The organism is Sorangium sp. So ce1335, assembly GCF_051521615.1.
Classification (GTDB): domain Bacteria; phylum Myxococcota_A; class Polyangia; order Polyangiales; family Polyangiaceae; genus Sorangium.
The window spans coordinates 7,968,643-7,991,550 of sequence record NZ_CP150363.1 but is presented as its reverse complement, the minus strand read 5'-3'; the positions used below and the strand labels follow the sequence as shown (position 1 = coordinate 7,991,550).

At 72.7% G+C, this 22,908-nt stretch carries 19 protein-coding genes; 2 read left to right on the top strand and 17 right to left on the bottom strand.

The window, feature by feature from the left end:
* Positions 1-70: 70 nt before the first annotated feature.
* The 6 genes from WMF24_RS29375 to WMF24_RS29350 form a co-directional block, all read right to left on the bottom strand.
* A complete protein-coding gene (locus WMF24_RS29375) occupies positions 71-6,040 on the bottom strand; it encodes an AAA family ATPase (RefSeq protein ID WP_437730725.1) in 5,970 nt (1,989 codons plus the stop codon).
* A gap of 380 nt (positions 6,041-6,420) precedes the next feature.
* The gene (locus WMF24_RS29370; RefSeq protein WP_437730724.1) at positions 6,421-7,191 is read right to left on the bottom strand and encodes an acetolactate decarboxylase; all 771 of its coding nucleotides are present in this window, start codon (positions 7,189-7,191) and stop codon (positions 6,421-6,423) included.
* On the bottom strand, positions 7,163-7,642 hold the full coding sequence (locus tag WMF24_RS29365; protein ID WP_437730723.1) for a MarR family winged helix-turn-helix transcriptional regulator: 480 nt from the start codon (positions 7,640-7,642) through the stop codon (positions 7,163-7,165). Before WMF24_RS29365 ends, WMF24_RS29370 begins: the two co-directional genes overlap by 29 nt.
* Before the next feature lie 169 nt (positions 7,643-7,811).
* Complete coding sequence (locus tag WMF24_RS29360) at positions 7,812-8,927, bottom strand: GIY-YIG nuclease family protein (RefSeq protein WP_437730722.1); 1,116 nt, start codon at positions 8,925-8,927, stop codon at positions 7,812-7,814.
* A 148-nt stretch (positions 8,928-9,075) separates the two neighbouring features.
* Positions 9,076-9,219, bottom strand: coding sequence for a hypothetical protein (locus tag WMF24_RS29355; RefSeq protein ID WP_437730721.1), 144 nt, complete (start codon positions 9,217-9,219; stop codon positions 9,076-9,078).
* 148 nt (positions 9,220-9,367) lie between these two features.
* Positions 9,368-9,823 (bottom strand): DoxX family protein, encoded by a 456-nt coding sequence (locus WMF24_RS29350; protein ID WP_437730720.1) that lies wholly within the window; start codon positions 9,821-9,823, stop codon positions 9,368-9,370.
* Between the two features lie 225 nt (positions 9,824-10,048).
* On the opposite strand from WMF24_RS29350, the gene WMF24_RS29345 reads away from it, so the two are divergent.
* Positions 10,049-10,984 carry a LysR substrate-binding domain-containing protein gene (locus tag WMF24_RS29345; protein WP_437730719.1) on the top strand — a complete coding sequence of 312 codons (936 nt, stop codon included), beginning with the start codon at positions 10,049-10,051 and terminating at the stop codon, positions 10,982-10,984.
* 31 nt (positions 10,985-11,015) lie between these two features.
* Here WMF24_RS29345 and WMF24_RS29340 read toward each other — a convergent pair whose 3' ends face one another.
* The 5 genes from WMF24_RS29340 to WMF24_RS29320 form a co-directional block, all read right to left on the bottom strand.
* Positions 11,016-11,696: a hypothetical protein gene (locus WMF24_RS29340; RefSeq protein ID WP_437730718.1), complete on the bottom strand. Its 681-nt coding sequence runs from the start codon at positions 11,694-11,696 to the stop codon at positions 11,016-11,018.
* Complete coding sequence (locus tag WMF24_RS29335) at positions 11,693-12,034, bottom strand: hypothetical protein (protein ID WP_437730717.1); 342 nt, start codon at positions 12,032-12,034, stop codon at positions 11,693-11,695. Before WMF24_RS29335 ends, WMF24_RS29340 begins: the two co-directional genes overlap by 4 nt.
* A gap of 81 nt (positions 12,035-12,115) precedes the next feature.
* On the bottom strand, positions 12,116-12,619 hold the full coding sequence (locus WMF24_RS29330) for an SRPBCC family protein (protein WP_437730716.1): 504 nt from the start codon (positions 12,617-12,619) through the stop codon (positions 12,116-12,118).
* Positions 12,594-12,962: an ArsR/SmtB family transcription factor gene (locus WMF24_RS29325; RefSeq protein ID WP_437730715.1), complete on the bottom strand. Its 369-nt coding sequence runs from the start codon at positions 12,960-12,962 to the stop codon at positions 12,594-12,596. Before WMF24_RS29325 ends, WMF24_RS29330 begins: the two co-directional genes overlap by 26 nt.
* A gap of 233 nt (positions 12,963-13,195) precedes the next feature.
* Entirely contained in the window at positions 13,196-14,275 is a 1,080-nt protein-coding gene (locus WMF24_RS29320; RefSeq protein ID WP_437730714.1) for a hypothetical protein, read from the bottom strand.
* A gap of 284 nt (positions 14,276-14,559) precedes the next feature.
* On the opposite strand from WMF24_RS29320, the gene WMF24_RS29315 reads away from it, so the two are divergent.
* Entirely contained in the window at positions 14,560-15,582 is a 1,023-nt protein-coding gene (locus tag WMF24_RS29315; RefSeq protein ID WP_437730713.1) for a hypothetical protein, read from the top strand.
* A 31-nt stretch (positions 15,583-15,613) separates the two neighbouring features.
* On the opposite strand, the gene WMF24_RS29310 is transcribed toward WMF24_RS29315, so the two are convergent.
* The 6 genes from WMF24_RS29310 to WMF24_RS29285 all read right to left on the bottom strand — a co-directional run bounded on the left by WMF24_RS29310 (position 15,614) and on the right by WMF24_RS29285 (position 22,881).
* On the bottom strand, positions 15,614-15,988 hold the full coding sequence (locus tag WMF24_RS29310) for a DUF4406 domain-containing protein (RefSeq protein ID WP_437730712.1): 375 nt from the start codon (positions 15,986-15,988) through the stop codon (positions 15,614-15,616).
* A gap of 246 nt (positions 15,989-16,234) precedes the next feature.
* Positions 16,235-17,272, bottom strand: a complete 1,038-nt coding sequence (locus tag WMF24_RS29305; RefSeq protein ID WP_437730711.1) for an aspartate-semialdehyde dehydrogenase — start codon at positions 17,270-17,272, stop codon at positions 16,235-16,237.
* A gap of 218 nt (positions 17,273-17,490) precedes the next feature.
* The gene (locus tag WMF24_RS29300; RefSeq protein WP_437730710.1) at positions 17,491-18,753 is read right to left on the bottom strand and encodes a glucose-1-phosphate adenylyltransferase; all 1,263 of its coding nucleotides are present in this window, start codon (positions 18,751-18,753) and stop codon (positions 17,491-17,493) included.
* A 366-nt stretch (positions 18,754-19,119) separates the two neighbouring features.
* On the bottom strand, positions 19,120-19,779 hold the full coding sequence (locus tag WMF24_RS29295) for a WGxxGxxG-CTERM domain-containing protein (protein WP_437730709.1): 660 nt from the start codon (positions 19,777-19,779) through the stop codon (positions 19,120-19,122).
* A 307-nt stretch (positions 19,780-20,086) separates the two neighbouring features.
* Positions 20,087-21,745: a serine hydrolase domain-containing protein gene (locus WMF24_RS29290; RefSeq protein WP_437730708.1), complete on the bottom strand. Its 1,659-nt coding sequence runs from the start codon at positions 21,743-21,745 to the stop codon at positions 20,087-20,089.
* A gap of 308 nt (positions 21,746-22,053) precedes the next feature.
* Complete coding sequence (locus WMF24_RS29285; RefSeq protein WP_437730707.1) at positions 22,054-22,881, bottom strand: TIGR02452 family protein; 828 nt, start codon at positions 22,879-22,881, stop codon at positions 22,054-22,056.
* Between the last annotated feature and the right edge of the window lie 27 nt (positions 22,882-22,908).

The following is a 22,908-nucleotide window of genomic DNA, read 5'->3' as shown; positions in this document are numbered from 1 at the left end:
CGCGCGCTGTAGCACAACGCGACGCGCGCCTTCCGGTGCGTGGCAGGATGGCGCCGGAGTGAGCGCGCCGCTATTCGGTCTCCGGCGGGCGCAGCGGGAGCTCCACGACGAACGTGGCGCCCGCGCCGGGCTTGCTCTCGACGCGGATGGCGCCGCCGTGCGCGGCGACGATCCAGCGCACGATGTAGAGCCCGAGGCCGAGGCCGCCGAAGTTCCGGACCGACACCGCGCGCTCGAAGCGCTCGAAGATCCGCGCCTGGTCGGACTCCGGGATGCCGATGCCGTGATCGCGGACGACGAGGATCGCGCGATCGGCCTGCCTGCGCACGCCGACGTGAATGAGGCTCCCCGCGCCGTACTTGGCCGCGTTCGACACGAGGTTGATGAGCACCTGCTCCACGCGGGACGGGTCCCAGTGCCCGACAACGGGCTCGTCCAGCGCGAGCTCGGTCGGGCAGCCGGCGTTCGTCAGCTGCTGGCTCATGCGCTCGACGACCTCGCGCGCCAGGGCCGCCAGATCGACCGGCGCGCGCGCGAGCGTCAGCCGGCCGGCGCTCATCCGGGTCACGTCGAGCAGCTCGTCGACGAGGCGCCCGAGCCGCGCGAGCTGGCGGTTCAGGACCTGAATCGTCCCCTCCAGCCGCTCGGGGGAGAGCTCCGCGCGCTCGCGGCGGCGGAGCTGCCGCTCGAGGAGCTGCGCCTGCATGAGCAGCGAGGTCAGCGGCGTCTTGAGCTCGTGGGAGGCGACGAGGAGGAACTCGTCCCGCCGCGCGATGGCCGCCTGCGCCTCGGCGTACAGGCGGGCGTTGTCGAGCGCGTAGGCCGCGCGGCGGCCGAGCTCCTCGGCCTGCCGCAGCTCGGCGGGGCCGTAGCGGCGGAGGGGCGCTGTCGCGAGCAGGGTCATGGCCCCGAAGTACCGCTCGCGCGCGAGGAGCGGGACCCGGAGGAACGCGTGGACGCCGAGCTGCTGCAGGGCGGGCACGGCGCGGCCGTCGCCCACCTCGGGTCGGGCCGGCGACGCCGACGCGAGGGAGCGCAGCGCGCTCTTCACCGCCTCGAGGCGATCGGCGGGCACGCCAGCGACGGCCGGGTCGCCCGGCCGGCCGTCGTCGAGGGGCGCGTCGACGACGCACTCGTCGGCCAGCTCGGGCACGACGAGCTGCGCCACGCTCTCGAGGGTGGCGCTGTAGCCCATCGTCATCAGCTTGCGGCTCGCGTCGGCCAGGAAGCGCTCGGCCTGCTCGGCCCGCTTGCGCTCGGTGATGTCGGTGGAGATGCCACAGAGGACGCCTGGCATCACGGCCTCGCCGAGCGGGAACTTGACCGACAGGAAGGTGTGCGGCCCGTCGTCCACCAGCACCTCCTCCTCGCACTCCAGCGGCTCGCCCGCGTCGAGCACCCGCCGATCGTTTCCCTGGAGGGTCTCGACGGTCGGCGCAGGGAAGCACTCGGCGTCGGTCCTTCCGATGAGCTCATGGCCCGACACGCCCAGGAGGCGGCCCGCCTGCCGGTTGGCGAGCAGGTACCGGCCCTCGCGATCCTTGAGGTAGATGGCCGTCGCCGAGTTGTCGACGATCGCCTGGAGCGTCGCCTGGTTGGTCCGGAGCTCCCGCTCCGCCCGCCGCCGCTCGGCGTTCTCCTGCTCGATCTCGGCGTACAGCATCGCGTTCTCCAGCGAGATCGCCGACTGCGAGGCGATCAGCTCGAGCACGCTGAGCCGCGCCGGGGTGAAGGCCCCCGTGACGAGCTTGTTCTCGAGGTAGAGCAGGCCGAGCAGCCGGGCCTGCCGCACGATGGGGAGGCACAGCACCGACCGCGACGTCCCCTGCTTGAAGTACGCGTCCTCCTGGAACGGGTGCCTGGCCGAGGCGTCGTCGAGGAGCACGCGCTCCTGGCTCCGGCGGACGTAGTTGAGGATCGTTCGCGGCAGCGCGGCCGCCGAGGCCTCCTCGGCGCCGAGCAGCCGCGCCACCCCGCCGCGCGCCGTGACCGCCGCCGCCGTCGACAGGCGATCCTCCCGGACGAGGAGCACATACCCCTCCTCGGCGCCCGCGTGCTCGACGACGATGCGCAGCAGCATCTCGAGGAGGCGCGGGAGCTTGAGCTCACCGGAGATGCTCTGGGCGGCCTTGACCACCGACAGGACGTCGAACTGCTCGGCCCGCACGGCGAAGGTGACGGTGGGGGCCATCGGCCTGCGCTCGACGAGGTCGGGGTGGCGCTGGTCGAGCTGCTCCACCTTGGCGTGGGCGCCCCAGCGGAAATAGCCGGCGCGCGCCTTCTGCAGGTAGGTGTCGGCGGGCGTCGTGAGGCCCCGCGCGCGGTAGAACCCCGCGGCGAGCTCGCAGGCGATCGCCTCGTGCTGGACGAAGCCGCCCTCCCGCGCCGACGAGATGGCCTGCTCGTAGAGCCGGATGGCCTCGGGCTCCTGCCCTCGGAGCCGGGCGATCTCCGCGCGGACAAGGAGGTTCTTGTGGAGGAAGTTGTCGGGGCAGCTCTCGGCCCACTCGCCGAGCTGCCGCTCGCACGCCTCGCACTCTTGCAGCCCGTCGGCGCGCGCCCGCTCCGGCGAGGGCGGCGCCTCGCCGGCGAGGGCGGCGAGCGCGAGCGCGCGGTAATAGACGCTCTCGGCGGTCAGCGCGTGCGCGTCGAACTTCCAGCGGCGGTCGACGAGCACGCGGTCCGTCGCCGCGAGCGCCTCGCGCGGCGACCCGAGCACGAAGAGGCCCTGCGCCTTCAGGCCGTTGTACAGGCCGTGAATGCCCCCGGCCTCCCCCGGCGGGAGGCGGGCCTCGAACTCCGTCTGGTCCAGCTCGGAGCCATCCAGCATCGAGAACCGGACCGGCCGCCCGCGCAGCGTCTGGACGAGGTGCCGGAGGCCGAGGAGGGTGTCGTGAGCGAACGCGTACCCGGCCTTGCGCACGAAGCCGAGGCGATCCTCGGTCTGGCGGAGCACGTCCTCCAGCGGCTCACCGCAGAGCAGCGGGAACAGCGGTGACCAGATGCAGTTGTAACAGGCGTTGTTCCAGTCGCCGCACTCCACGGTGGCGTTGAAGCCGATGCGAGCATAGGGAGCGGTCTCCCTGTAGTGGCGCGTCCAGAAGACGATCTGCTGTCCGAACAGGTTGTACACCGGACCCTTCGTGGTGAGGGTCTGGCTCCTGTCCGCCAGCTCGCAGGCGAGCTTGCCGAAGAGGTATGCCTCCTTGTACCGCCCGAACGACGGGCCGAGCACCCGCGCGAAGGCGGTGTACGCCTGGGCAGAGACCTCGGCGTTGCCGTGGCGCAGGCTGAGCCTGACCATGCGCGCGACGAGCAGGTAATGCAGGTTCTGATCCACGAAGTACGCAGGGATGGACACGCCCCGGAGGACGCTCATCGCGACCTTGATCTCCGGGTTCGTCGCGGGGGGCAGGTCGATCAGCTCCTCGAGCTTCCGGTCGCCAAGGGCCTGGAAGACGCCCTCGGTCTCCTCCTGGAGCTGCGCCTCGGTGACCGGGAGCGGCAGGTCGATGTCCCAGGCGCGCAGCCACGAGAGCCCGATCTCCACGGCGCGGTCGCACTGCCCGCGGGTCACGTTCAGCGCGACGGCGAGCTCCACGGCCAAGGCCCGCTCGATCGGGGTCCTCGCCCGCTCCATGAGCTCTCCGAGCAGTTGCTCGGCCTCGTCGAAGCTGCCGATGACGTATGTGGAGTGCGCGCGCTCGAAGGTCAGGCTGTAGGCGAGATCGTACTGCGCCTCCCAGCGATCGGGCGCGAGCAAGGCCATGCCGGTGGCGAAGAGGGCGGCGGCGGACTCGAAGGCCGCCGCCGCCTTGGCCCTCCTGCCGGCGCGGAGGTTCAGCGCGGCGAGCTCGTCCCGCTCCGCCGGTGAGCGGAGGAGCGCGGCGCCGCGGTTGAGGTGGTCCACGACGTCGAAGAGCGCCTCGTCGCGCTCGTCCCCGCGCCGCCCCTTGAGGAGCAGCCGGCCGATGCAGAGGTGCACCTCGGGGAGCTGCGCCGGCGGGATGAGCGCGTACGCGGCCTGCCGCACCCGGTCGTGGAGGAACTGGTAGGCGCCGTCCCGGCGGAGGAGCAGCCCCTCCTGCACGGCCTCGGCGAGCGCCTCGCCGAGCTCCTGGACCGGGCGGCTCGCGACCGTCGCGAGGGTGTCGACGGCGAGGCTGCCGCCGAGGCACGCGGCGAGCTTGAGCGCGTCCTGCGCGGCGGCCGAGAGCCGCTTCAGCTTGCCCGCCATCAGGTCGACGACGTTGTCGCTGAAGCCCTTCCGGCGGATCGCGTCGATGTCGTGGCGGAAGGTGCCGCGCTCCGCGTCGAAGGTGATGAGCCCCTCCTGGTGCAGCTCGATCAGGAACTGGAGCACGAAGAACGGGTTCCCGCCGGTCTTCTCGTGGACGAGCGCGGCGAGCGGCTCGACCTCCTCGGGCCGGGCGCGGACGGCCTCCGCGACGAGCGCGCCGACGTGGGCGGTGGAGAGCGGCGCGAGGACGATATCGGAGATCACGGCGCCGCGCTTGCGCGCGTCGTCGAGGAGCAGCGAGAGCGGGTGCGTCGGGCCGACCTCGTTGTCCCGGTAGGTGCCCACGAGCAGGAGGTGCCCGGCCTCGGTGTAGGTGACGAGCTGCTCGAGGAGCTGGAGGCTGCCGGCGTCGGCCCACTGGAGATCGTCGAGGAAGAGCACGACGGGGTGCTCCCGCTGGACGCACGCGGCGACGAAGCGCTGGAGCGTGGCGTGGAACCGGTGCCGGGCCTCGGCGGCCGGGAGCTCGGGCACGGGGGGCTGCGGCCCGACGAGCAGCTCGATCTCGGGGAGCACGTCGACGAGCAGCCGGCCGTTCGGGCCGAGGGCGTCGCAGAGGCGCTGCTTCCAGCGCGCGATCTGCTCCTCGCTCACGCAGAGGATCTCCTGCACGAGCCCCCGGAACGCCTGGAGGAACGCGAGGTACGGGACGTCGCGCCGGAGCTGATCGAACTTGCCGGACAGGAAGAAGCCGCGCTCCCGCGCCACCGGCCCGCGCAGCTCGGCGACGAGCGACGACTTGCCGATGCCCGAGTAGCCCGACACGAGCACGAGCTCCGGCCGGCCCTGCGCGACCACCCGGCCGAGCGCGGCGAGCAGCGCCTGCACCTCGCGCTCGCGCCCGTGGAGCCGCTGCGGGACCTGGAACCGGTCGGAGACGTCGCGCTGGCCGAGCGCGAACGGCTCGACGGCGCCGTCCTCCCGCCACCGGGCGAAGCACCGCTCCAGATCGTGCCGCAGGCCGCGCGCGCTCTGGTAGCGCTCGTCGGCGTCCTTGGCGAGCAGCTTGAGCACGATCTCGGACAGGAGCGGAGGGATCGAGGGCACGAGCGCCCGCGGCGGGCGCGGCCTCTGCGCGATGTGGCAATGCACCCACTCCACGGGATCACTGGCCTGGAAAGGCAGGGTGCCCGTCAGCATCTCGTAGAAGGTCACGCCGAGCGAGTACAGGTCGGCGCGCTCGTCGACCCAGCGGTTCATGCGGCCTGTCTGCTCGGGCGCCATGTACGCGAGCGTCCCCTCGATGAGCGCGTCGTGGGCGACCTCGCGCGCCGCGCGGGGCGCCAGGCAGGCGATCCCGAGATCGGTGATCTTCACCTCCCCGGTCTCGGGGTTGTAGATCAGGTTCTGAGGCTTGATGTCCTTGTGAATGACGTGCTGGCGGTGCAGCTCGGCGAGCGCGCCGGCGAGGCGGATGGCGAGGGGGAAGAATCGATCGAGCGGCGTCGGGCCGTCGAGGAGCTCGTCGAGCGAGCGGCCGCCAAAATCCTCGAGGATCAGCGCCACCTGGTCGCCGAACGCCTCGATGGCGTGGGGCTTCACGATGGCCGGCGTGTCGAGCGCTCCGGCGATCTCGTGCTCGTGGCGCAGCCGGCGGAGGGCGCGCGGGCTCGCGTGATCGCGCCGCAGCACCTTGAGCACCACCGGCCGACCGTCCTGCCGTTGCCGAGCTCGGTAGAGGACCGTGTCGGCCCCCTCGTGGAGGACCTCCAGGTCGACGTAAGTTGAACGGCCGGGCATACCGGTATCTCTGGACGACGTCGACGCGGTTTCCAATGAGTACGCGACAAGGGGTCATGTTGCCAAGCCCCCTGCGCTTCGCCAAGCTCAAATGGGCTTGCGCCCTCGCGTCGGGTCGCCTGTCGCGGCGCGCGCTGCGCCGAGGGCGAGCGGATCACCGGCGCGGCGCCGATCGCGCTCTGCCGCGGATCGAGCCTGTCTGCCCGCCGGCAGCGAGGGGGCGTGGACGATGTCGTGTCTGGACAGAATGCCAACCGTGCGAACCCGTGGAATTGCGCCCACAGGACATGTGGAGAAAGCCCTCTGAAGCAGGGTGTGGACGTCCAGGTTGTTCAGTCCAGGGACAGCGGCGCGGGTCGTCGGGATCAGCGCGACGGGAATCAGCGCGCCGGGAAGAGGACGCGCGCGCCGCGAGCGAGCGTCACGCCGTCCACGTGGCCCGTCAGCGGCCGCTCGGCCAGGACGACATGGAAGTGTGTGTTCGACCCCATGTGCGTGAAGACGCCGTGGTGGCGCTTCGAGAAGAAGCCCACGAGCGTCCCTTCGGCGGTGGGGAGCGTCCCGCTCACGGACACCCGGACGTGGTCCGCATGTCCGCCGCCGGGAGCGAGCTTTCTGCCGTCGATGACATGCCAGCTCAGATCGCGGAAGCTCCCGCGCACCTGGACCGGGACGGGGCCCTCCGCGTCGAGCCCGCGCTCCCGCAGCAGGGCCTCGATGCGCGCGTCGATCTGCCCGTCCGGCACGTCGGCGTCGAGCGTCGCTTCCTGCCATCGGGCGACGTTCGCCACCACGAAGAGCGCGGCCTGCTCCTCCGCCCCGGCGCGGCGGACATCGACGGTCCCGTCGTCGCGCGGATACGACGTCCAGATCGCGTCATCGACGACGGTCACCTCGCCGCGCAGCGCGCTGAGCGCGCCGACGCCGAACGCGTGCGGGCCCGGGACGACGTCGCCGATGCGCACGGCGGGCCCCGTCTGGCCCTCGTGCATGATCGCGCGGAGCGCGCCGAACGAGCGGACGTCCGCTGCCGCCGGCGCGCTCGGCGCGGGCTGCGTGGAGGCCTCTCCCGAGGGCGCGCAGGCGGCGAGCGACGACATGAGGAGGGCCAGGGCGGCAAGGCTAGAGAGCATCGCTTGAATCGCTCGCATGAGAAGGCTCCTCGGTCGCGCGCCGGAGCGCGCTGTTCAAGACGTGCAGGGCGCGCACCACGGCGGCGCGCTCCGCGCAGGGAATGGCGTCCAGGATCGCCTGGAACCGCAGCAGGCTCCGCTCTTCCAGCCGGCCCGCCAGGCGGCGCCCGGCCGCGGTGAGCCGCAGGCGGCGGACCCGCCCGTCCTCCTCGCTGACGTCCTGCGCCACGCGGCCATCGTCGCGGAGGCGCTGGATCAGCCGGGTGACGTTGCTCTTGTCGACCCCGAGCGCCCGCCGCAGGTCGCTCTGCGTGAGCGCGACGCCGGCCTGCTCGGCCTCCGCGAGGATCGCCAGCGCGTGCGCCTCGCGCGGCGCCACCTGGACGCCGCACGGCGTGCGCTGATCGTCGAGGAGGCCGAACGCGCGCACGAAGGCGCGGACCTCGGAGCGGAGCTCTCGCGTCGTCACCACGGCAGGTGAGCACGGATGGTTGCTCTACGCAACCAATTGGTTGTGCATCGCAACCATCGCGGTGGACGCCGCGGGCGGGCCTCGGCGAGCGCCCAGGCGCAGCCCGCGGGCGCGAGCGCGCCGGGCGCGGAGGCGGCGCCGGCGCGCGGGCGCGGCCCCCGGCCGCCTAGCCCGCGGAGCCGGGGGCCGGCTGCGTGCGCGCGAGCTCGTCGGGGTAGCGCTGGAACCACGACGACAGCAGCAGGACCTCGTCGATCTCGCCGAGCGGCACCGGCGCGGTCGGGGGCTCCACCGGGCCGAAGACGTCGGCCGCCAGCCGGGCGAGCGCCCGGTGCTCGTCGTCCGAGCGCGGCGCCGGGACCTCGGCGCGGACGCTGCCGCGGCGGACGAGGTACACGCGGTCGTCGCCCTCGTGGCCGGGCACGGTGTAGAGGAACGAGAGCGACCCGAGCGCGAAGCGGAGGCGCTGGAGCTCGCCGCGCAGGGCGGTGAGGCGCTGGATCCGGTCGCGCAGCGCGGCGGCGCGCTCGAACTCGGCGCGCTCGCGGCAGGCCTCCATCTCGTCGCGGAAGCGGCCGATCGGGCCGTCGCTGCGGCCCTCGAGGAACGCGCGGGCGAGCTCGACGCGATCGGCGTACTCCCGCGACGAGCAGCCCGCGACGCAGGGGCCGAGGCAGCGCTTGATCTCGTAACGGATGCAGCCGGGCGTGCGGCGCTCCAGCGAGAAGAGCGTCCGCTGGTCGTCGAAGCGCATCGGCACGTCCTCCGCGCAGTCGCGCAGCCCGAGCGCGTTGGAGAGCGCGCGCACGGCCTCGCGGACGCGGCCCGCGCCGGTGAACGGGCCGTAGTAGAGCGCCCCGGCGTCGCGCGCCGGGCCGCGCACGACGTGCAGCTTCGGCGCCGGGCCGCGCGTCACCTTGATGAAGGCGTAGCGCTTGAGATCGCGCTTCATGGCGACGTTGAAGCGCGGGCGCAGCCGCCGGATGAGCCTGAGCTCGGCGAGGAGCGCCGCGAACTCGCTCGGGCAGTACTCCCACGCGACATGGCTCGCCTCGCGCAGGATGCGCGCGCCCTTCTCCTCGGGGTCGCAGCGGAAGTAGCCGAGCAGCCGCGTGCGCACCCGCTTCGATTTGCCGACGTAGAGGACAGCGCCGTCCTCGCCGAGCATCCGGTAGACGCCGGGCCGGTTCTCGGCCCCCGCGCGCACGAAGCTGCGGAGCACCGCGAGCCGCTCCTCGACGGCAGGTCTCTTGAGCGCCGGGAGCAGCGCCTCGCGCGACATCGCTGCATGTTCTTGCCAGTCCCGGGCGGCCGCGCAAGGCGGGCCGCGCGCGGCCGCCGCGCCGCGAGCGAGCTCAGGAGGCGTGAGGGCGGGCTCATGGGTCGCAGCGCTGCGGTCGATGTCCTTGCCGGCAGCGCGCCTGCCAGGATCACAGGTCCTCGGCAGGCACCGCCGCGACCGATCTCTTGCCGTCATGGAGGTAAGCTGCTTTGAGGCCATCTTCGCCGATGGCGGCGAAGCGCGCGGCGAGGGCCACATCGTCTTCCAGCTGGTCAACGATGACGTTCGTCACCCCTCCACGCGCTTTGCGCGAGCGCGCGCGAGGCGTGGTGGGAGCGCGCGGGGGGCGGGAGAGCGCTGTCGGATGAACGAGAAGGCGGGGAGGGGAGGGAAGTGAACTCGATGCCTCCCCACCATCCTGTTCCAGCGGCGCTTCGCCGTCAGACGGCGCTCTCGGCCGCCTCGAGCTTGCCGCGCCCTGCGCCGGAGCGCTCCGCGGCGCCCGCGTCGACGCGCGCCGCGAGCATCGGCCGGAAGGCCGCGCGGTACGCGTAGGCGAGGTAGATCTCGAGGGCCAGGACGAGCCACGCGACCGGGTTCGGCGGCGCGAGGAACGTGTGGAACGCGACGATGTTCACGACGATGGGCGCGAGGAGCGCCAGCGCGAGCGGGACGTAGCGGTTCGCGAGCAGGAGGGCGCCCGCGACGACCTCCGTCCCCTTGAGCAGCGGGAACATGTAGCCGCTCGCCGCCAGCGCGCCGGCGAAGCTGGCGGCCGCCTCCGGGATGGGCGGCTGCGGGAGGAAGTTCAGGAAGCCGTTGAGCCCGAAGACGAGGAACACGAGCCCCTGAAGCGTGCGGGCGGCGGCGGGAGCGAAACGTTGGACGTTGTTCATGACGAGCCTCGCTGGTGAGGCGGGCCCTCCCGGTCGGAGCGCCCGCGCCCTTGATGTGGTCGCTCGAAGCGCCTAGTGCTATCGTGCAACGGTTCAACTCAGCGTTGCTTCATCGCAACCTGGCCATCGCACCCTGGTCAGCGCCGCCTGACCGGCGCGGCCTGGCCTGATCTGCCCGGTGGCAGCGGCCCTGGCGCGCTGCCCCGGCCCTCGTGAGGTCCCCGCATGCCCCGCCCCCGCGCGCCATCCAAGGCCCCATGCCCCCGGCCGCCCCAGCTCGACGAGATCGCCGCGTTCGCCCGGGTGGCGGAGCTCGGCTCGTTCACGGCCGCGGCCGCGCAGCTCGGGGTCCCGAAGTCGACGGTGAGCCGCGCGGTGACGCGCCTGGAGGAGGGCCTCAAGGTGCGGCTGCTCCAGCGGTCGCCGCGCGCCGTGGCGCTGACGGAGGCGGGCCGCCGCTTCTTCGGCGACGTGGCGCCGCACATCGCCGGCCTGCGCGACGCGGCGCAGGCGCTCGACGCCTACCAGGGCCAGCCGCAGGGCCTGATCCGGCTCAGCGCGCCGCCCGACAGCGGCGACCCGTTCCTCGGGGAGATGCTCGTCGAGTTCGGGGCGCGCTACCCGCTGCTCGCGGTCGAGGTGGACCTCTCCTCGCGCCAGGTGGATCTGCTGCGCGAGGGCTTCGACGTGGCGCTGCGGGCGTCGCGCGAGCTCCCGGACTCCTCGCTCGTCGCGCGCAAGCTTCACGACTCCGACGTGCAGCTCTTCGCCAGCCCCTCGTACATCGCGCGCCGCGGCCTCCCGCGCGCGATGGACGAGCTGGCCGACCACGAGCGGGTCGTGTTCTTGCCGAGCGCGCGGCGCGGCCAGTGGCCGCTCGACCACGCGGACGCCGTTCGCGACGCGATGGCGACCGGGCGCATCGCCACGGACAACTTCCAGCTCATCCGCTCGGTGCTGCGCGCGGGCGGGGGCATCGGGCCGCTCCCGCGCCTCCTCGCCGCGCCCGACCTCGCGAGCGGGCGCCTCGTCCACGTGCTGCCCGAGTGGTCGCAGCGCGCGGGGACCCTGTACCTCGTCTACCCCAGCGCGCGGCACGTGCCGCGGAACGTCGCCGTGTTCCGCGACTTCGCCGTCGCCTGGTTGAAGCGCATCGCGTGAGCGGGGCGGCCGCCTGGGAGGTCCTGCCCGATCACCGGTCGAAGGCGAACAGGACCATCGTGCTCTTGTCGAGGCTGAACGGATAGAACCCGGCGGCATGGCAGCGCAGGAGCGGGTAAAAGGGGTTCCCCTCCAGGTCATCGCTGCCCTCGGCCAGCTGCCACTCGATGCACTCGAGCAACTCCACGTGGACGTAGCCGAGGTACCAGCGCGCGGGCTCCACGCCGTGGCGCGGCACGCACGCCTTGACATCGAGGTCTGGAACGAGCTTGTTCCAGAGCACGAGGTCGCCGACGCGGACGAACAGATCCCCGGGGCGGGGCGCCGCGCCGGTCTCGAGGTCCACGCAGCGCGTGGCCTGATCGCTGAGCGACCAGCTCCGAGCCTTCGAGTGGTGCGATGACAGCTTCTTCAGCGCCGAGAACTTCCAGTCCCACGGCTGCTTGCACACCCTGTCGCGAAGCGCGGCGAACTCGCGCCAGCCGCCCCGGGACGATCGCGTCTCCAGCGTGGCCGGGAAGACCTCCGGCAGGTGTACCCGCGCGCGCGCGTTGTGCTGCCTCATGAGCCGCGCCGCCAGCGCTTCTGCCCCGGGGTCGCGCGGCGGCACGAACCAGTCGATGTCGGCCGATTCGGTGAAGATCTTCCGGATCGACGCGGTCGCCGCGCCGTACTCGCGCTCTGCCGGATCGAAGTCGAGCGCGCCCCTCACGGCGAGAACCTCCCGAGCGTCGTCCTCCGTCCGTCGTGCTCCATGCGCACGAGGATCACGCCCTCCGCGCCGGCGGTGATGCCGACGCCGGACACGAGCGAGCCGACGACCGGGGTGAGATCGGCGATTCCCAGCACGAAGGTGCGCCCGGCGGGGATCAGCTCCTCCACCGCCTCACGGAGCGCGCGCACGGCCTCGCCGAAATCGACGGTCGTCTCGCCGAGCTTCTGGCGCGCGAGCGCGACGATGCGCCGATCGCGCTCGCTGATCGCGATCCTGTCGAACGGCGCGATTCGCTTCTGCGGGCTGAAATCGCCGCGCTCCAGGGCGGGGATCATGCGGAGATCCTACCCCCGGGCGGGGGTCGCAGCAACGGGCGCGCCCGGCGCAGGCGCGCGCCCGTGCCGCGGAGAGGAGGCTCAAGACCTCTGCAGCTCGGCGAGCAGGTCCTCGAGCCGGTCGTAGCTGATGCCCGCCCCCTGGGCCATTCCGGTCGAGAGGACGATGTCGCGCACCTCCAGCGACGGATAGCGCACCGTGACCGTCATTCGTGTCTTCCCGCCCTCCTCGGTGAAGACCGACGTCACCACCGTGACGGTGTCCGGATAATCCTCGAAGATCTCGGTGAACACGAGGCGGCTCGGCGGCGTGATCTCCCGGTACTCGCCGTGGAAGGCGGCCTCACCGTTGGGGTGGCGGTTCACGAAGCGCCACTTGCCGCCGGGGCGGAGGTCGATCTCGCAGACGGGCACCGAGTATCCCTCGCTCAGGCAGCCCCACCACCGCCTCACGTGCTCGGGCTTCGTCATCGCGTCGAATACGAGCTGCCTCGGCGCATTGAACAGGCGCGTCATGACGATCTCCTGCTCCGTCGGCGTCGAGACCTGGAAGCTGTCCTTATTCACCGCGCTGCTTGCGATCATGGCTCTCCTCCTCCTGTGCTGTTGCTGTGAGCTCTTGCAGGTACGTATCCAGCCGGTCGAGCCGCCCTTCCCAGAGGTGCCGGTAGTGCTCGGCCCAATCGACCACTTCCTTCAACGGGCCCGCCTCGATCCGGCACCGCCGCCACTGCGCGTCCCGCCTCCGCTCGATGAGCCCCGCGCGCTCGAGCACCCGGAGGTGCTTCGAGACGGCCGGCATGCTCATGTCGAACGGCGCGGCGAGCTCGGTGACCGAGCATTCACCCGCCGCGAGGCGGGCAAGGATCGCCCGGCGGGTCGGGTCCGCCAGGGCCGCGAACGTGGTGCTGAGCTGGTCGGTCGGCATGGGAACTTAACCGCTTGGTTAATTAACCTTCTGGTTAAGTACGCCGCGGACCGGCGTCTGTCAAGGAAATCAGGGCAGATCCCCCCATGGCGCGACCTGGTAGGGGAGGTGGTATTTTACGGCTGGGATGTAGGCAGGTGTGTGGCTTGCGCGGGCCGTGCGGGTCTCCGCTCTCTCCCGGCGCGGTGTGCCGGGCGCCGGCCGCCGGGGCCTACTGCGCCGGCCGCCGGGGCCTACTTCGGGAGCTTCATCACGGTGCCGCCGGCGCTGTTCGTCCAGTAAACGCTCGTGGCGTCGACGGCGATGGCGAGCGGGTGGTCCTGCCCCGTCGCGAGCGCGATCGGCGCATCGCCGCCGAACTGCGCCGTCATCACGGTGCCTCCGTCGTTCGTCCAGTACACGCCGGTGCCGTCGACAGCGATCCTGCGCGGGTTGCGCTGCCCGTTCGCGATCACGATGGGGTCGCCGCCCTCGAGCGGCGCCGACATCACGGTGCCTCCGTCGTTCGTCCAGTAGACGTGTGTCGCGTCCACCGCGATGTCCTGCGGCTTGCTCTGCCCGTCCGCGATCACGACGGGATCGCCGCCCTCGATAGGCACCTTCATCACGGCGCCGCCCTCGTTCACCCAGTAGACGTGCGTGGCGTCCACCGCGACGGCCAGCGGGGAGTCTTGCCCCTCCGCGAGCGCGACGGCGTCGCCGCTGCCGTCGGCCGGCACCTTCATGACCGTGCCCAGGCCGCCGCTCGTCCAGTAGACGTTCGCCCCGTCGGCCGCGATGTCCAGCGGGTAGGTCTGGCCGCTCGCCAGGAACTCGAGAGCGGTGTCGAACGATGCCGACATGATGGAATCGAGGCCCGAGTCCGCATAATAGAGGCTGCCGGAGTCGAGCGCGATGCTCACGGGATAGAAGGGCTCCCCTGCCTCGAGGTAGGCGGACGCGTTGCCGCCGCCGACCGGCACCCACATCACCTTTCGAGCGCCAGGATCGGCCCAGTAGACCGTTGTGTCGTCGACAGCGATGTCCACCGGCTCGACGCCGCCCGACCCGAGGACCAGGGGCTGGCAGCGCGAGTCGACGCACGGCTGTCCCAGGCAGTAGTGGCCGCACGCGCCGCAGTGCTCCGGATCGGAGCTCGTGTCCGCGCACGCGCCGGAGCAGAACGTCAGGCCCTCGTCGCAGGCGGGCACGCCGCCCCCGGTGCCGGACGCCGCCGCGCTCGTCGCGTCGGAGCTCGCGGGCCCGAAGTCCCGGCTCTCAGGGCTGCACGCGCCGGCCGAAAAGAGGATGCTCAACAGGAGAAAGCGCTTCATGGCGCGCATCGTACACCGGAGGCCTCGCCGAGCGCCGGGCCGCCCGGCGAGGCCTCCCGCGCCGCGCCAGGACGCGCCGGGCGGGGCGGGAGGCGGCCGCTTGCCCATGCGATCGGCGAGCGCGCCGAAGCCGAGCGCCGCGGCGGCCGGCCCGATGTTCCCGCGGGGGGCGATGCAGCGGCGATGCCGCGGGCCGCGGCTTGGATTACGCTGTCTCGCGAGCTCGCTCGTCTCGCGCGTGGATCCGGGGCCGAGCACGCGTCGTCCGAGGCCCCACACCCGACATGTACCGAACCGCAGCGTCCCGCCCGCCCGAGCCGCCCCGCGAGTGGCAGCTCGTCGTCGAGGCCCACCTGTACGAGCACCTCGGCGTCCCCGAGGCCTGGGTCGCGCGCGTCGGGAGCACCGTCGCGCTGCTCCTCGGCGCGCGGGTGCTCGTGCCCGAGCACCACGGCGAGGAGCGCGCGCGCCTCTTCGACGACCTGCGGCGCGTCGCGGGCGAGCCGCCGCCGCTCCTCGCGCCCGGCTCGTTCGGCCTGGAGCGCGTGTACGCGCCCGGCGAGGCGGAGGCGTCGCCGCGGCACGTCGCCGTCTGCCCCTGGCCCGACGGCGCGGGCATGACGCTCGGGGGCATCGCGCGCTACCTCCCGGGCTCCCGCTTCGAGCCCGCCGCGGCGGTCGAGGTCGCCGCGCAGCTCGCGCGCGTGCTCCTCGCCGCGCCGCACGCCCGCTTCACGCACGCGCGCGTCCTCGTCTTCGAGACCGGCGAGGTGCGCGTGGCGCCGCCCCTGCCCGAGACCGAGCGCTCGGCCATGCCGGGCTACACCGGGCTCGAGTTCCTCGACGCCCTGGGGCTCGGCGCCCCCTCGCCCGGCGTCCCCGGGGCCGGCTTCGGCGTGGCGTCGGCGCTCTTCGAGCTCGCCACGGGCTTCGGCGAGGCGGGCGCCGCGGCGAAGCGCCGGTTCCTCTCCGGCGCGGCCGCGGCGCAGCCCGCGCGCCCGCGCCACCCGCTGCCGTCGGACCTCGGCGTGAGCGACCGCGAGATCGACGCGCTCGTCGCGCGGGGCACGTCGGGCGAGGCGACGCTCCCCGAGCTCGCGCAGGCGCTCGCCGCGCTCGGCCAGGCGCTCGACGGCGCGGCCGCGCTCGGGCGCGCCGTGCGCGCGTGCGTCGCCGCGGCCGCGGCCGCGCCGCCGCACGTCCAGACATCGGACGGGAGGCGCGCCTACATGCTCTTCCCCGACGTCCAGGAGCTCCCCATCGGGGCCGGCTGGCCGGGGGGCAGCGCTGTGATCGCGCCGCGCTGACCGCAGCGCAGCGCCTCGTCCAGGCGCCGCGCTAACCGCAGCGCGGCACCTCGTCCAGGCTGAAGAAGACCTGCTTGCCCAGCGAGCGTGACAGCTCGACCATCTCGTCGGCGCCCTTCGAGGGGCCGCCGATCCGCAGGCACGCGTCGCAGCGCGCGACGAGCCGGCGGGCGACGGGGTGGAAGATCTCGTTCCAGATCTCGTCCCCGATCTGCCGCGACCCGGCGTGCTCGATGAGCGGCAGCGCGAACCACTCGCCGAGGACGGGGAGGTGGCCGGCGCGGAACAGGCGAACGGCCATGTCGTTCATGGCGCGGACGTTGGCCGCGATCAGGTCGGGGTCGTCGTTCGTGCCGGAGCGGTACGGCCCGGCGACGAGGATCATGAGGGGCTGGGCGGTCGTCATCGTCGTGAGTCCTCCCGGGGAGCGCGAGCGGGATCGCCCGGCGCGGCGCGCCTGGATTGCGCGCCTGCCGCGCAGGTTACTCCATGTCGACGATGCGGCGGGAGGGCGGGCCGCACCACCCGAAAGTGCGGGACTCTGGGAACCGCCAAGGACGCCAAGAAATCTCAATGATCTGGCGTTCTTGGCGTCTTGGCGGTTCGATCCTCTGCGGCCTGTCTGCGGTGAGTACCGCAGCACCCGAGCGCGTCAGGAGGGGGCCTGCAGATCCCGATCGGCGCTCGGGAACCAGCGCGTCGCGATGCGGACCGCGTTGGTGGCGGCGCCGAGCCGGAGGTTGTCGCCGACGACGGTGAGGCAGATGCTCTTCCGGTCGCGGTCCCGGGCGTCGGGGCGGATGCGCCCGACGAGCGCGACGTCGCGGTCCTGCACGCAGTGGAGCGCGCTGAGGCCCTCGCCCGCGGCGCCGGGGAGGTACTTCACGAAGGGCGACTGCGCCGGATCGCTCAGCAGGCTCGCCGCCCGCTCGAGGTCGACCGGGCGATCGAACGTGACCCACGCGTTCTCGTAGTGGCCCACGGCGACGGCGACGCGGCAGCACTGCGCGGAGACGCCGAGCTCGGGCATGCCGAGGATCTTGCGGCTCTCGAAGATGAGCTTCCGCTCCTCGGAGGAGAAGCCGCTCTCGTCGGTGCCGCCGTTGTGCGGGACGGTGTTGCCCGCGTAGCCCGAGAGCTTGAACGGCGAGCCCAGCCGGTCGAGGGCCTGGTAGCCGTCGCGCGCGTCCGCGAGGAACGCGTCGAGGGCGGCGATGCCGGCGCCGCTCACCGCCTGGTAGGTGCTCACCGTGACGGCGCTCAGCCCGAACTCCCGGCGCAGCGGCGAGAGCGCGAGCGTCAGCGGGATGGTCGTGCAGTTCGGATTGGCCACGAGCCGGACAGCGTCGTCGACGATGCTCGAGTTCACCCCCGCGGCGACGAGCGGCACCTTCGGGTCGGTGCGGTACGTGTTGCTCTTGTCGATCACGCGGTACCCGAGCTCGAGCAGCCGCGGCACGTACCGCTTGCTGTGCTCGTCATCCAGCGCCACGAACGCGAGGTCCCCGCGGGGAGCGTCCTGCGCCTCGAGGCGCGACGCGCCGAGCACCTCGTACGACTTGCCGTCGAGGGTGAGCTCCTGGTCCCGGCTCGCGAACAGCGCGAGCGTTGCGCCGGGCCAGGCCCGCGCGATGAGGGTGATGGTCTCGCGACCGACGAGGCCCGTAGCGCCGAGGATGCAGATTCGCATGAGGGCGCTCTTTACCAGACCAGGGCCCAGCCGACGAGGGCCAGGCGCGACTGTCCGATGATGAGCGCCGCGTCAGCCCGACGGCTTCGCGAGAAGGTGGGGAGAGCGCCGCGTTATGACGCGGTGCGTTATCGCGTGATGTCGAGTGGTCCAGCTTCGTCAGCGCTGCCAGCGCTCGCCGGACGACGCCGCCGGCGAGGTCGCGGCGTGGCGCGCGGTCAGATGACGGTGCCCGGGGGGACGACGGCGTTCTTCGGGACGACCACGACGCCCTCGCGGGCCGCGTAGAACTCGGCGTCGGTGTCCTCGCGATCGGGGAGGTTGCGGATCACCACCCCTTCGCCGATGCGCGCGTTCTTGTCGATGATGGCGCCGTCGATCTTGCACCCGCGGCCGATGCCGATGGGGGGCAGCCCCCGCGTGCTCTCTGGGGCCTGGACGTGGAACAGGGACTCGTAGTCCGCGCCCATCATGACCGTGTTCGACATGGTGACGTGGGGCCCGATCGACGAGAGCTGCCCCACGACCGACCGGCAGATCTTCGACTCGATGATCCGGCTGCCCTCGGCGAGCAGCACCTGATCGAGCACCGAGCCGGCCGTGACGTGGGCCGGGGGGAAGAACTGCGGGCGGGTGTAGATCGGCCGCTGCGGGTCGTAGAACGAGAACGGAGGGTTGGAGTCGGTGAGCGCGAGGCTGGCCTCGTAGAAGCTCCGGATCGTGCCGATGTCCTCCCAGTAGCCGTCGAACGTGTAGGTCACCATCCGGTGGGTGTCGAGCGATTGCGGCAGGATGTGCTTGCCGAAGTCGGACGAGTTGTCGCGCTCGAGCATCTCGTAGAGCGCCTTCGCGCGGAAGATGTAGACGCCCATGGAGGCGAGCCACGGGTTCTTCGGGTCCGACGTCTGCCGCACGTTGTCGAGCAGCTTCATGTCCTTCGGCTTCTCGACGAACTTCACGACGCGCCCGGTGTCGTCGGTGTCCACGATGCCGAGGCGGGACACCTCGGCCGTCGGGACGGGGCGCACGGCGAGCGTGACGTCGGCCCGGGTCTCGCGGTGGCGCGCGAGGAACGGCTCGTAATCCATGCGGTAGAGGTGATCGCCCGAGAGGATCATGACGTCGCGCGGGTTCGGCGACTTGACCTCTCCGAGCTGCTTGCGGACGGCGTCGGCGGTGCCCTGGTACCACTCGCTGTGGGTGGGCGTCTGCTCGGCGGCGAGGATCTGCACGGCGCCCGCGGAGAAGACGTCGAACCGGTACGTCTGCGTGATGTGGTTGTGCAGAGAGACCGAGTTGTACTGCGTGAGGATGTGAATTCGGTTGAAGCCCGAGTTGAGGCAGTTGCTGATCGGGATGTCGACCAGGCGGTACTTGCCCCCGGTCGGGACGGCTGGCTTCGAGCGCAGCTTGGTGAGCGGGTACAGGCGGCTTCCGACGCCTCCGCCGAGGATCAAGACCACCACGTCGTTGTGCTTCAAGCGGACCTCCGCGAGGTGAGAGAGGATGGTTCGACGCCCGGAGCGATGGGCGCGACTAGACTAGCCGATGATCGTGATCGGTCGAGCCGGATACCGGCGCGCGCGGGGCGCGGTGGCGTCGCGGCCCTCGCTATCACCGGCGCGGCCTCACGGCAACATGCGTGACGCGGCGGAGACCCGGAGACGCGGATCTCCGGCGCTGCCGCGCGTTCCGGCGCCGCCGCGTGTTCCGGCGCTGCCGCGCGTTCGAGGTGGGGATTGGCCCGGCGCGCGCGCCCGCTCTGCGGCGCTCTCCGCAGCAGCGGTGAGCGCCCGCGGGCGGGCGCGCGCGTCGGGCGATGAGAGGGGAGCCAGCCTCGCCGGCGCTCAGCGGGTCGTCCCGGAGCCCTGGGTGCCGGTCGTGCTGCCGCTGCCCTGGCCCGGGCTCTGGGTGCCGGCGCCCGAGCCGGTGGTGCCGCCCTTCTTGTTCTGCTGGCCGCCCTGCTGCGAGCCCGTGGTCCCCGTCGTGGGCGACTGCTGGCCGCCGCTGCTCGTGTCGCCGCGGAAGCCGCCGGGGACGCCCGCGCCCGAGCCCGTGGCGCCGGTGCCCGGGCCCGCGCTGGTGCCCGAGCCCGGCGCGCCGGTGCCGGTCATGCCGCTGCTGCCCGGGCCGGTCGTGCCGGTGGTGCCGGTGCCCGTCGTGCCGGTGCCCGTCGTGCCGGTACCCGTCGTGCCGGTGCCCGTCGTGCCGGTGCCGGTCAGACCGCTGCTGCCGGTCGTGCCGCTGCTGCCTGTTGCGCCGGTTCCCATGCCCGTCCCGGAGGCTCCCTGCCCGGCGCCCATGTCGCTCGTGCCGGTGCCCATGTCGCCCATCGAGGGCTGCCCCGTGGTGCTACCGGTCCCCGGAGCGCCCGTGGTCCCGCTGCCGCTCGCGTCCGCGCCCCACGGCGCCTGCGTTCCCGTGGTGCCCTGCGAGCCGCTGGCCCCGGACGGGCTCTGCGCAGGCTGCGAGTTGCTGGAACATCCGAGGCTACCGAGAGCGATCACGGCCGAAAGCGCAACAGAATGAACGAGAGTTCTCATTGGGTCGATCTCCTCGCCGCCGCCCGAGACGGGCGAACCGCGTTGACGCCAGCTCCCGCGTCTCCAGGGCTCGCTGGAACAACGGAAAGCCGTTGCGTGAGCGGAGCCGGCGCAATGCACGACGTGAGCCAGCACCACGGAGCTCCTGGACAAAGAGCAGCTTCCCCGCTGGGCTGTCGCGAGCTCTACCGTTCGTTCGTGTGGGGGCGCTCTGCCACAGGTGTGGCGGGTTGGCAGGCAGGGGCGGCGCGATGGCAGGCCGCCGGCGAGCTCAGCGGCAGCGCGCCGGTCTGGCGTTCGCGCGCGCGCCATCCCAGGCGGTCGCGCCGGTCTGCTCCTCCACGCTGAGCGACGTGATCAGCGGGTCCGGTGAGGTGTCCACGCGCACGGCCACAGAGAGCGCGCCGTGCTCGCAGCGGAGGCCGAAGCGCGCCGACGTCGCGCTCTCCACCATGGACGAGCCGTCGAGCGCGCACGCGCCCATCCGCGCGCCGACGTCGCGCAGCTCCTGCCGCAGCGTGGTGAGGTGATCCTCGGGGAACCAGCCGGGGCGGAGCCGACGATCCAGCAGATCCGTCCGCTTGCGACCGATGACCGACGCGACGGCCTGGGCCGCGCGGCGGACGGAGGGGGACGGCGGGACGACGCGCGCGACCATGGCGCCGGTGGCCTGGAGCTTGCTGAGGACCTTTTCGTTCAGCGACTCGAGGTCGGCGCCGGCCACGTTGGCGAGCGAGACGACGCCGACGCCGCGCTCCGGCAGGAGCGCCACCGAGGCGCTGAAGCCGTCGATGAGGCCGTTGTGGAAGACGACGTGGCCGAGGTCGCAGTCCTCGCGCACGTGCCAGCCGAGGCCCGGGCCGTCGGCGCCGCCGGCGGCCGGGAACGCCGAGCCGTTGCGCGCCATCATGTGCGACTCGCGCACCGTGCTCCGCCGCAGGGCGCCCGCCTCGGGCGCGTCGCGCGCGGGCCAGGCGGCGAGCTGGAAGCCGATGAAGCGGCCCATGTCGGCGAGGCTCGCGTAGAGCCCCGCGGTCGACTCCGAGGCCCCGAGGCGCCACGGCTGGATCGGCGTCAGCGCCCTGCCGGCGCCGCGCACGTGCGGCGACGCGAGCGCGTCGGGCGGCACCTGGGCTGGGTCCCACGCGGCGTCGCGCATGCCGAGCGGCGCGAGCAGCGCGTCGTGGACGTAGCGCCGGTAGGGGACGCCCGCGGCGCGCCCGACGAGCAGGCCGAGGAGCGAGTAGCCCAGGTTCGAGTAGGACGTCTCGGTGCCCGGCGCGCTCTCGAGCCCGAAGCCGTCGAGCGTGGCGAGGATCTCGCGCTCGGTGACGTCGCGCGCCGTCGACGCCGGGGAGAACACGCCGAGCCGCGGCAGGCCGGAGCTGTGCGTGAGCAGGTCGCGCACCGTCATCGGCCGCGAGTCGCGCGTCGGGTAGACGACGCCGGCGAGCGCGGGCAGGTAGCGCGCCGCCGGGGCGTCGATCGACAGCCGCCCCTCGTCGCGGAGCCGCAGCACCGCCGCGGCGGTCAGCGTCTTCGTGATGGATCCGATGCGGAAGCGCGTGTGCTCGTCGACAGCGCCGCCCAGCGCGACGTCCCGGACGCCGAGCACCTTCTTGATGGCGAGCTCCTCGTCGATGACGACGCCGAGCGCGAGGGCGGGCAGGCGCTCCCGCTCCGCGGTGCGCTGCGCGAGCCCCTGCACCTCGGCCGCCACGGAGCGGAGCTTCCTCTCGCGCTCCGGATCGAGGAAGCGCGGGGCCGGCGCGGGCTCGCTGGCGAAGCGCTGGAGGAGCGGCGCCGGGGCCGCGGGCCTGACGGCGCGCGGCGCGGGCGGGGCGGACGCGCATCCGCTCACGATCGGGAGCGATCCGGAGAGGAGGGCCGTCGCGAGGAGCACGGCGAGCTTGCTGTCAGTCGTACTCAATGCGGAACCGTGATTATCGCGCTCCGATCACGGCCCGACAAATCGAAATGCGCGGGCGGAGGGTTTCCGCTCTCGAATTTTCCATTGGAGGTAGACAGGATGAGCGCCCTCGACGTGCGCCGGAGGGCGTGTCGCCCAGGGTGTGTGACCCGCGCGTCGTCTCCTGTCGGGTCGTATCGATGCGAACGGCGTGGCGATTGCCCACGACGGTGCGCCGCCAGCGGACCTCCGCCGCTCGCGGCTCGCCGCGGGGCGCGGCGGCAGCTCGGCGGGGCGCCGGAGGCGCCGCCGCGGCGGGGCGCCCCAGGCTAGGCGCCCGCGAACCGCTCGCGGAAGGCTCGGTAATTCGGCTGACCGTCGCCCCGGTCGTACACAGCGAACACGATGCGCGAGAACGCACCGCGGAAGCGCGGGTGCTCCAGCGTCCGGGCGAAGACGTCGGCGACCTCGCGCGGCTCGTTGCGGAACACGCCGCACCCCCAGGCGCCGAGGACGAGGCACCGGTGATCGTGCGCGCCCGCCGCGGCGAGCACCATGGCCGCGCGGCGCTCCAGGGTCGCGAGGATGTCCCGATCCACCGAGTCGTCGCGCAGGAGCGCCTCTCCGGCGTTCGGCGCGGGCATGGTGATGATCGAGACCGCGAAGGGCCGCTCCAGCAGGGCGTGCCGCTCGTCGCGGAAGAACGGCACATCCGGCGAGTAGATGAGATGGTCTGTGTACAGGAAGCTCCCCGAGGCGCGGTTCTCGTCGTAGTAGTCGCGCTGCTCGACGAGGCACGCGTACAGCGCGGAGCACCGGGCGAGATCCTCCTCCTGGGCCTTGGCCCCGCGCAGGAACCCGCCCCCGGGGTTCTTGGCCGACGCGAAGTTCAGGGCGACGACGCGGGCCTCGCCCTCCTGCTCGACGAGCCGCCACGCCGCCGCCCCCGTGGTCTCCTCGGTGACCTCGATCGCGGGCGGTCGATCGAGGCGCGCCTTCGGTTCCCACGTGTCGAGTGATCCGGGCCGGTAAAGCACGGTTCCCTTCACTGCGGCGAGCACGCGGTCCCGGATGCGGACCGTCGCGCCCGAGGGCGACGTGTACTCTCCCCGACTCACGATCTGCACGGTGTCGGCGGCGACGCTGGTGAGCTTCATGCCGCAAGGATTGGCGAGCCGCGGCCC

Bases quoted from the DNA above. Each gene is read 5' to 3' on its own strand.
- WMF24_RS29360 (WP_437730722.1), bottom strand. From the start codon at position 8,927: ATGTCGCGCGAGGCGCTGCTCCCGGCGCTCAAGAGACCTGCCGTCGAG.
- WMF24_RS29320 (WP_437730714.1), bottom strand. From the start codon at position 14,275: ATGAAGCGCTTTCTCCTGTTGAGCATCCTCTTTTCGGCCGGCGCGTGC.
- WMF24_RS29335 (WP_437730717.1), bottom strand. From the start codon at position 12,034: ATGATCCCCGCCCTGGAGCGCGGCGATTTCAGCCCGCAGAAGCGAATC.
- WMF24_RS29305 (WP_437730711.1), bottom strand. From the start codon at position 17,272: ATGCGAATCTGCATCCTCGGCGCTACGGGCCTCGTCGGTCGCGAGACC.
- WMF24_RS29310 (WP_437730712.1), bottom strand. From the start codon at position 15,988: ATGACGACCGCCCAGCCCCTCATGATCCTCGTCGCCGGGCCGTACCGC.
- WMF24_RS29370 (WP_437730724.1), bottom strand. From the start codon at position 7,191: ATGCGAGCGATTCAAGCGATGCTCTCTAGCCTTGCCGCCCTGGCCCTC.
- WMF24_RS29285 (WP_437730707.1), bottom strand. From the start codon at position 22,881: ATGAAGCTCACCAGCGTCGCCGCCGACACCGTGCAGATCGTGAGTCGG.
- WMF24_RS29345 (WP_437730719.1), top strand. From the start codon at position 10,049: ATGCCCCGCCCCCGCGCGCCATCCAAGGCCCCATGCCCCCGGCCGCCC.
- WMF24_RS29375 (WP_437730725.1), bottom strand. From the start codon at position 6,040: ATGCCCGGCCGTTCAACTTACGTCGACCTGGAGGTCCTCCACGAGGGG.
- WMF24_RS29325 (WP_437730715.1), bottom strand. From the start codon at position 12,962: ATGCCGACCGACCAGCTCAGCACCACGTTCGCGGCCCTGGCGGACCCG.
- WMF24_RS29330 (WP_437730716.1), bottom strand. From the start codon at position 12,619: ATGATCGCAAGCAGCGCGGTGAATAAGGACAGCTTCCAGGTCTCGACG.
- WMF24_RS29315 (WP_437730713.1), top strand. From the start codon at position 14,560: ATGTACCGAACCGCAGCGTCCCGCCCGCCCGAGCCGCCCCGCGAGTGG.
- WMF24_RS29350 (WP_437730720.1), bottom strand. From the start codon at position 9,823: ATGAACAACGTCCAACGTTTCGCTCCCGCCGCCGCCCGCACGCTTCAG.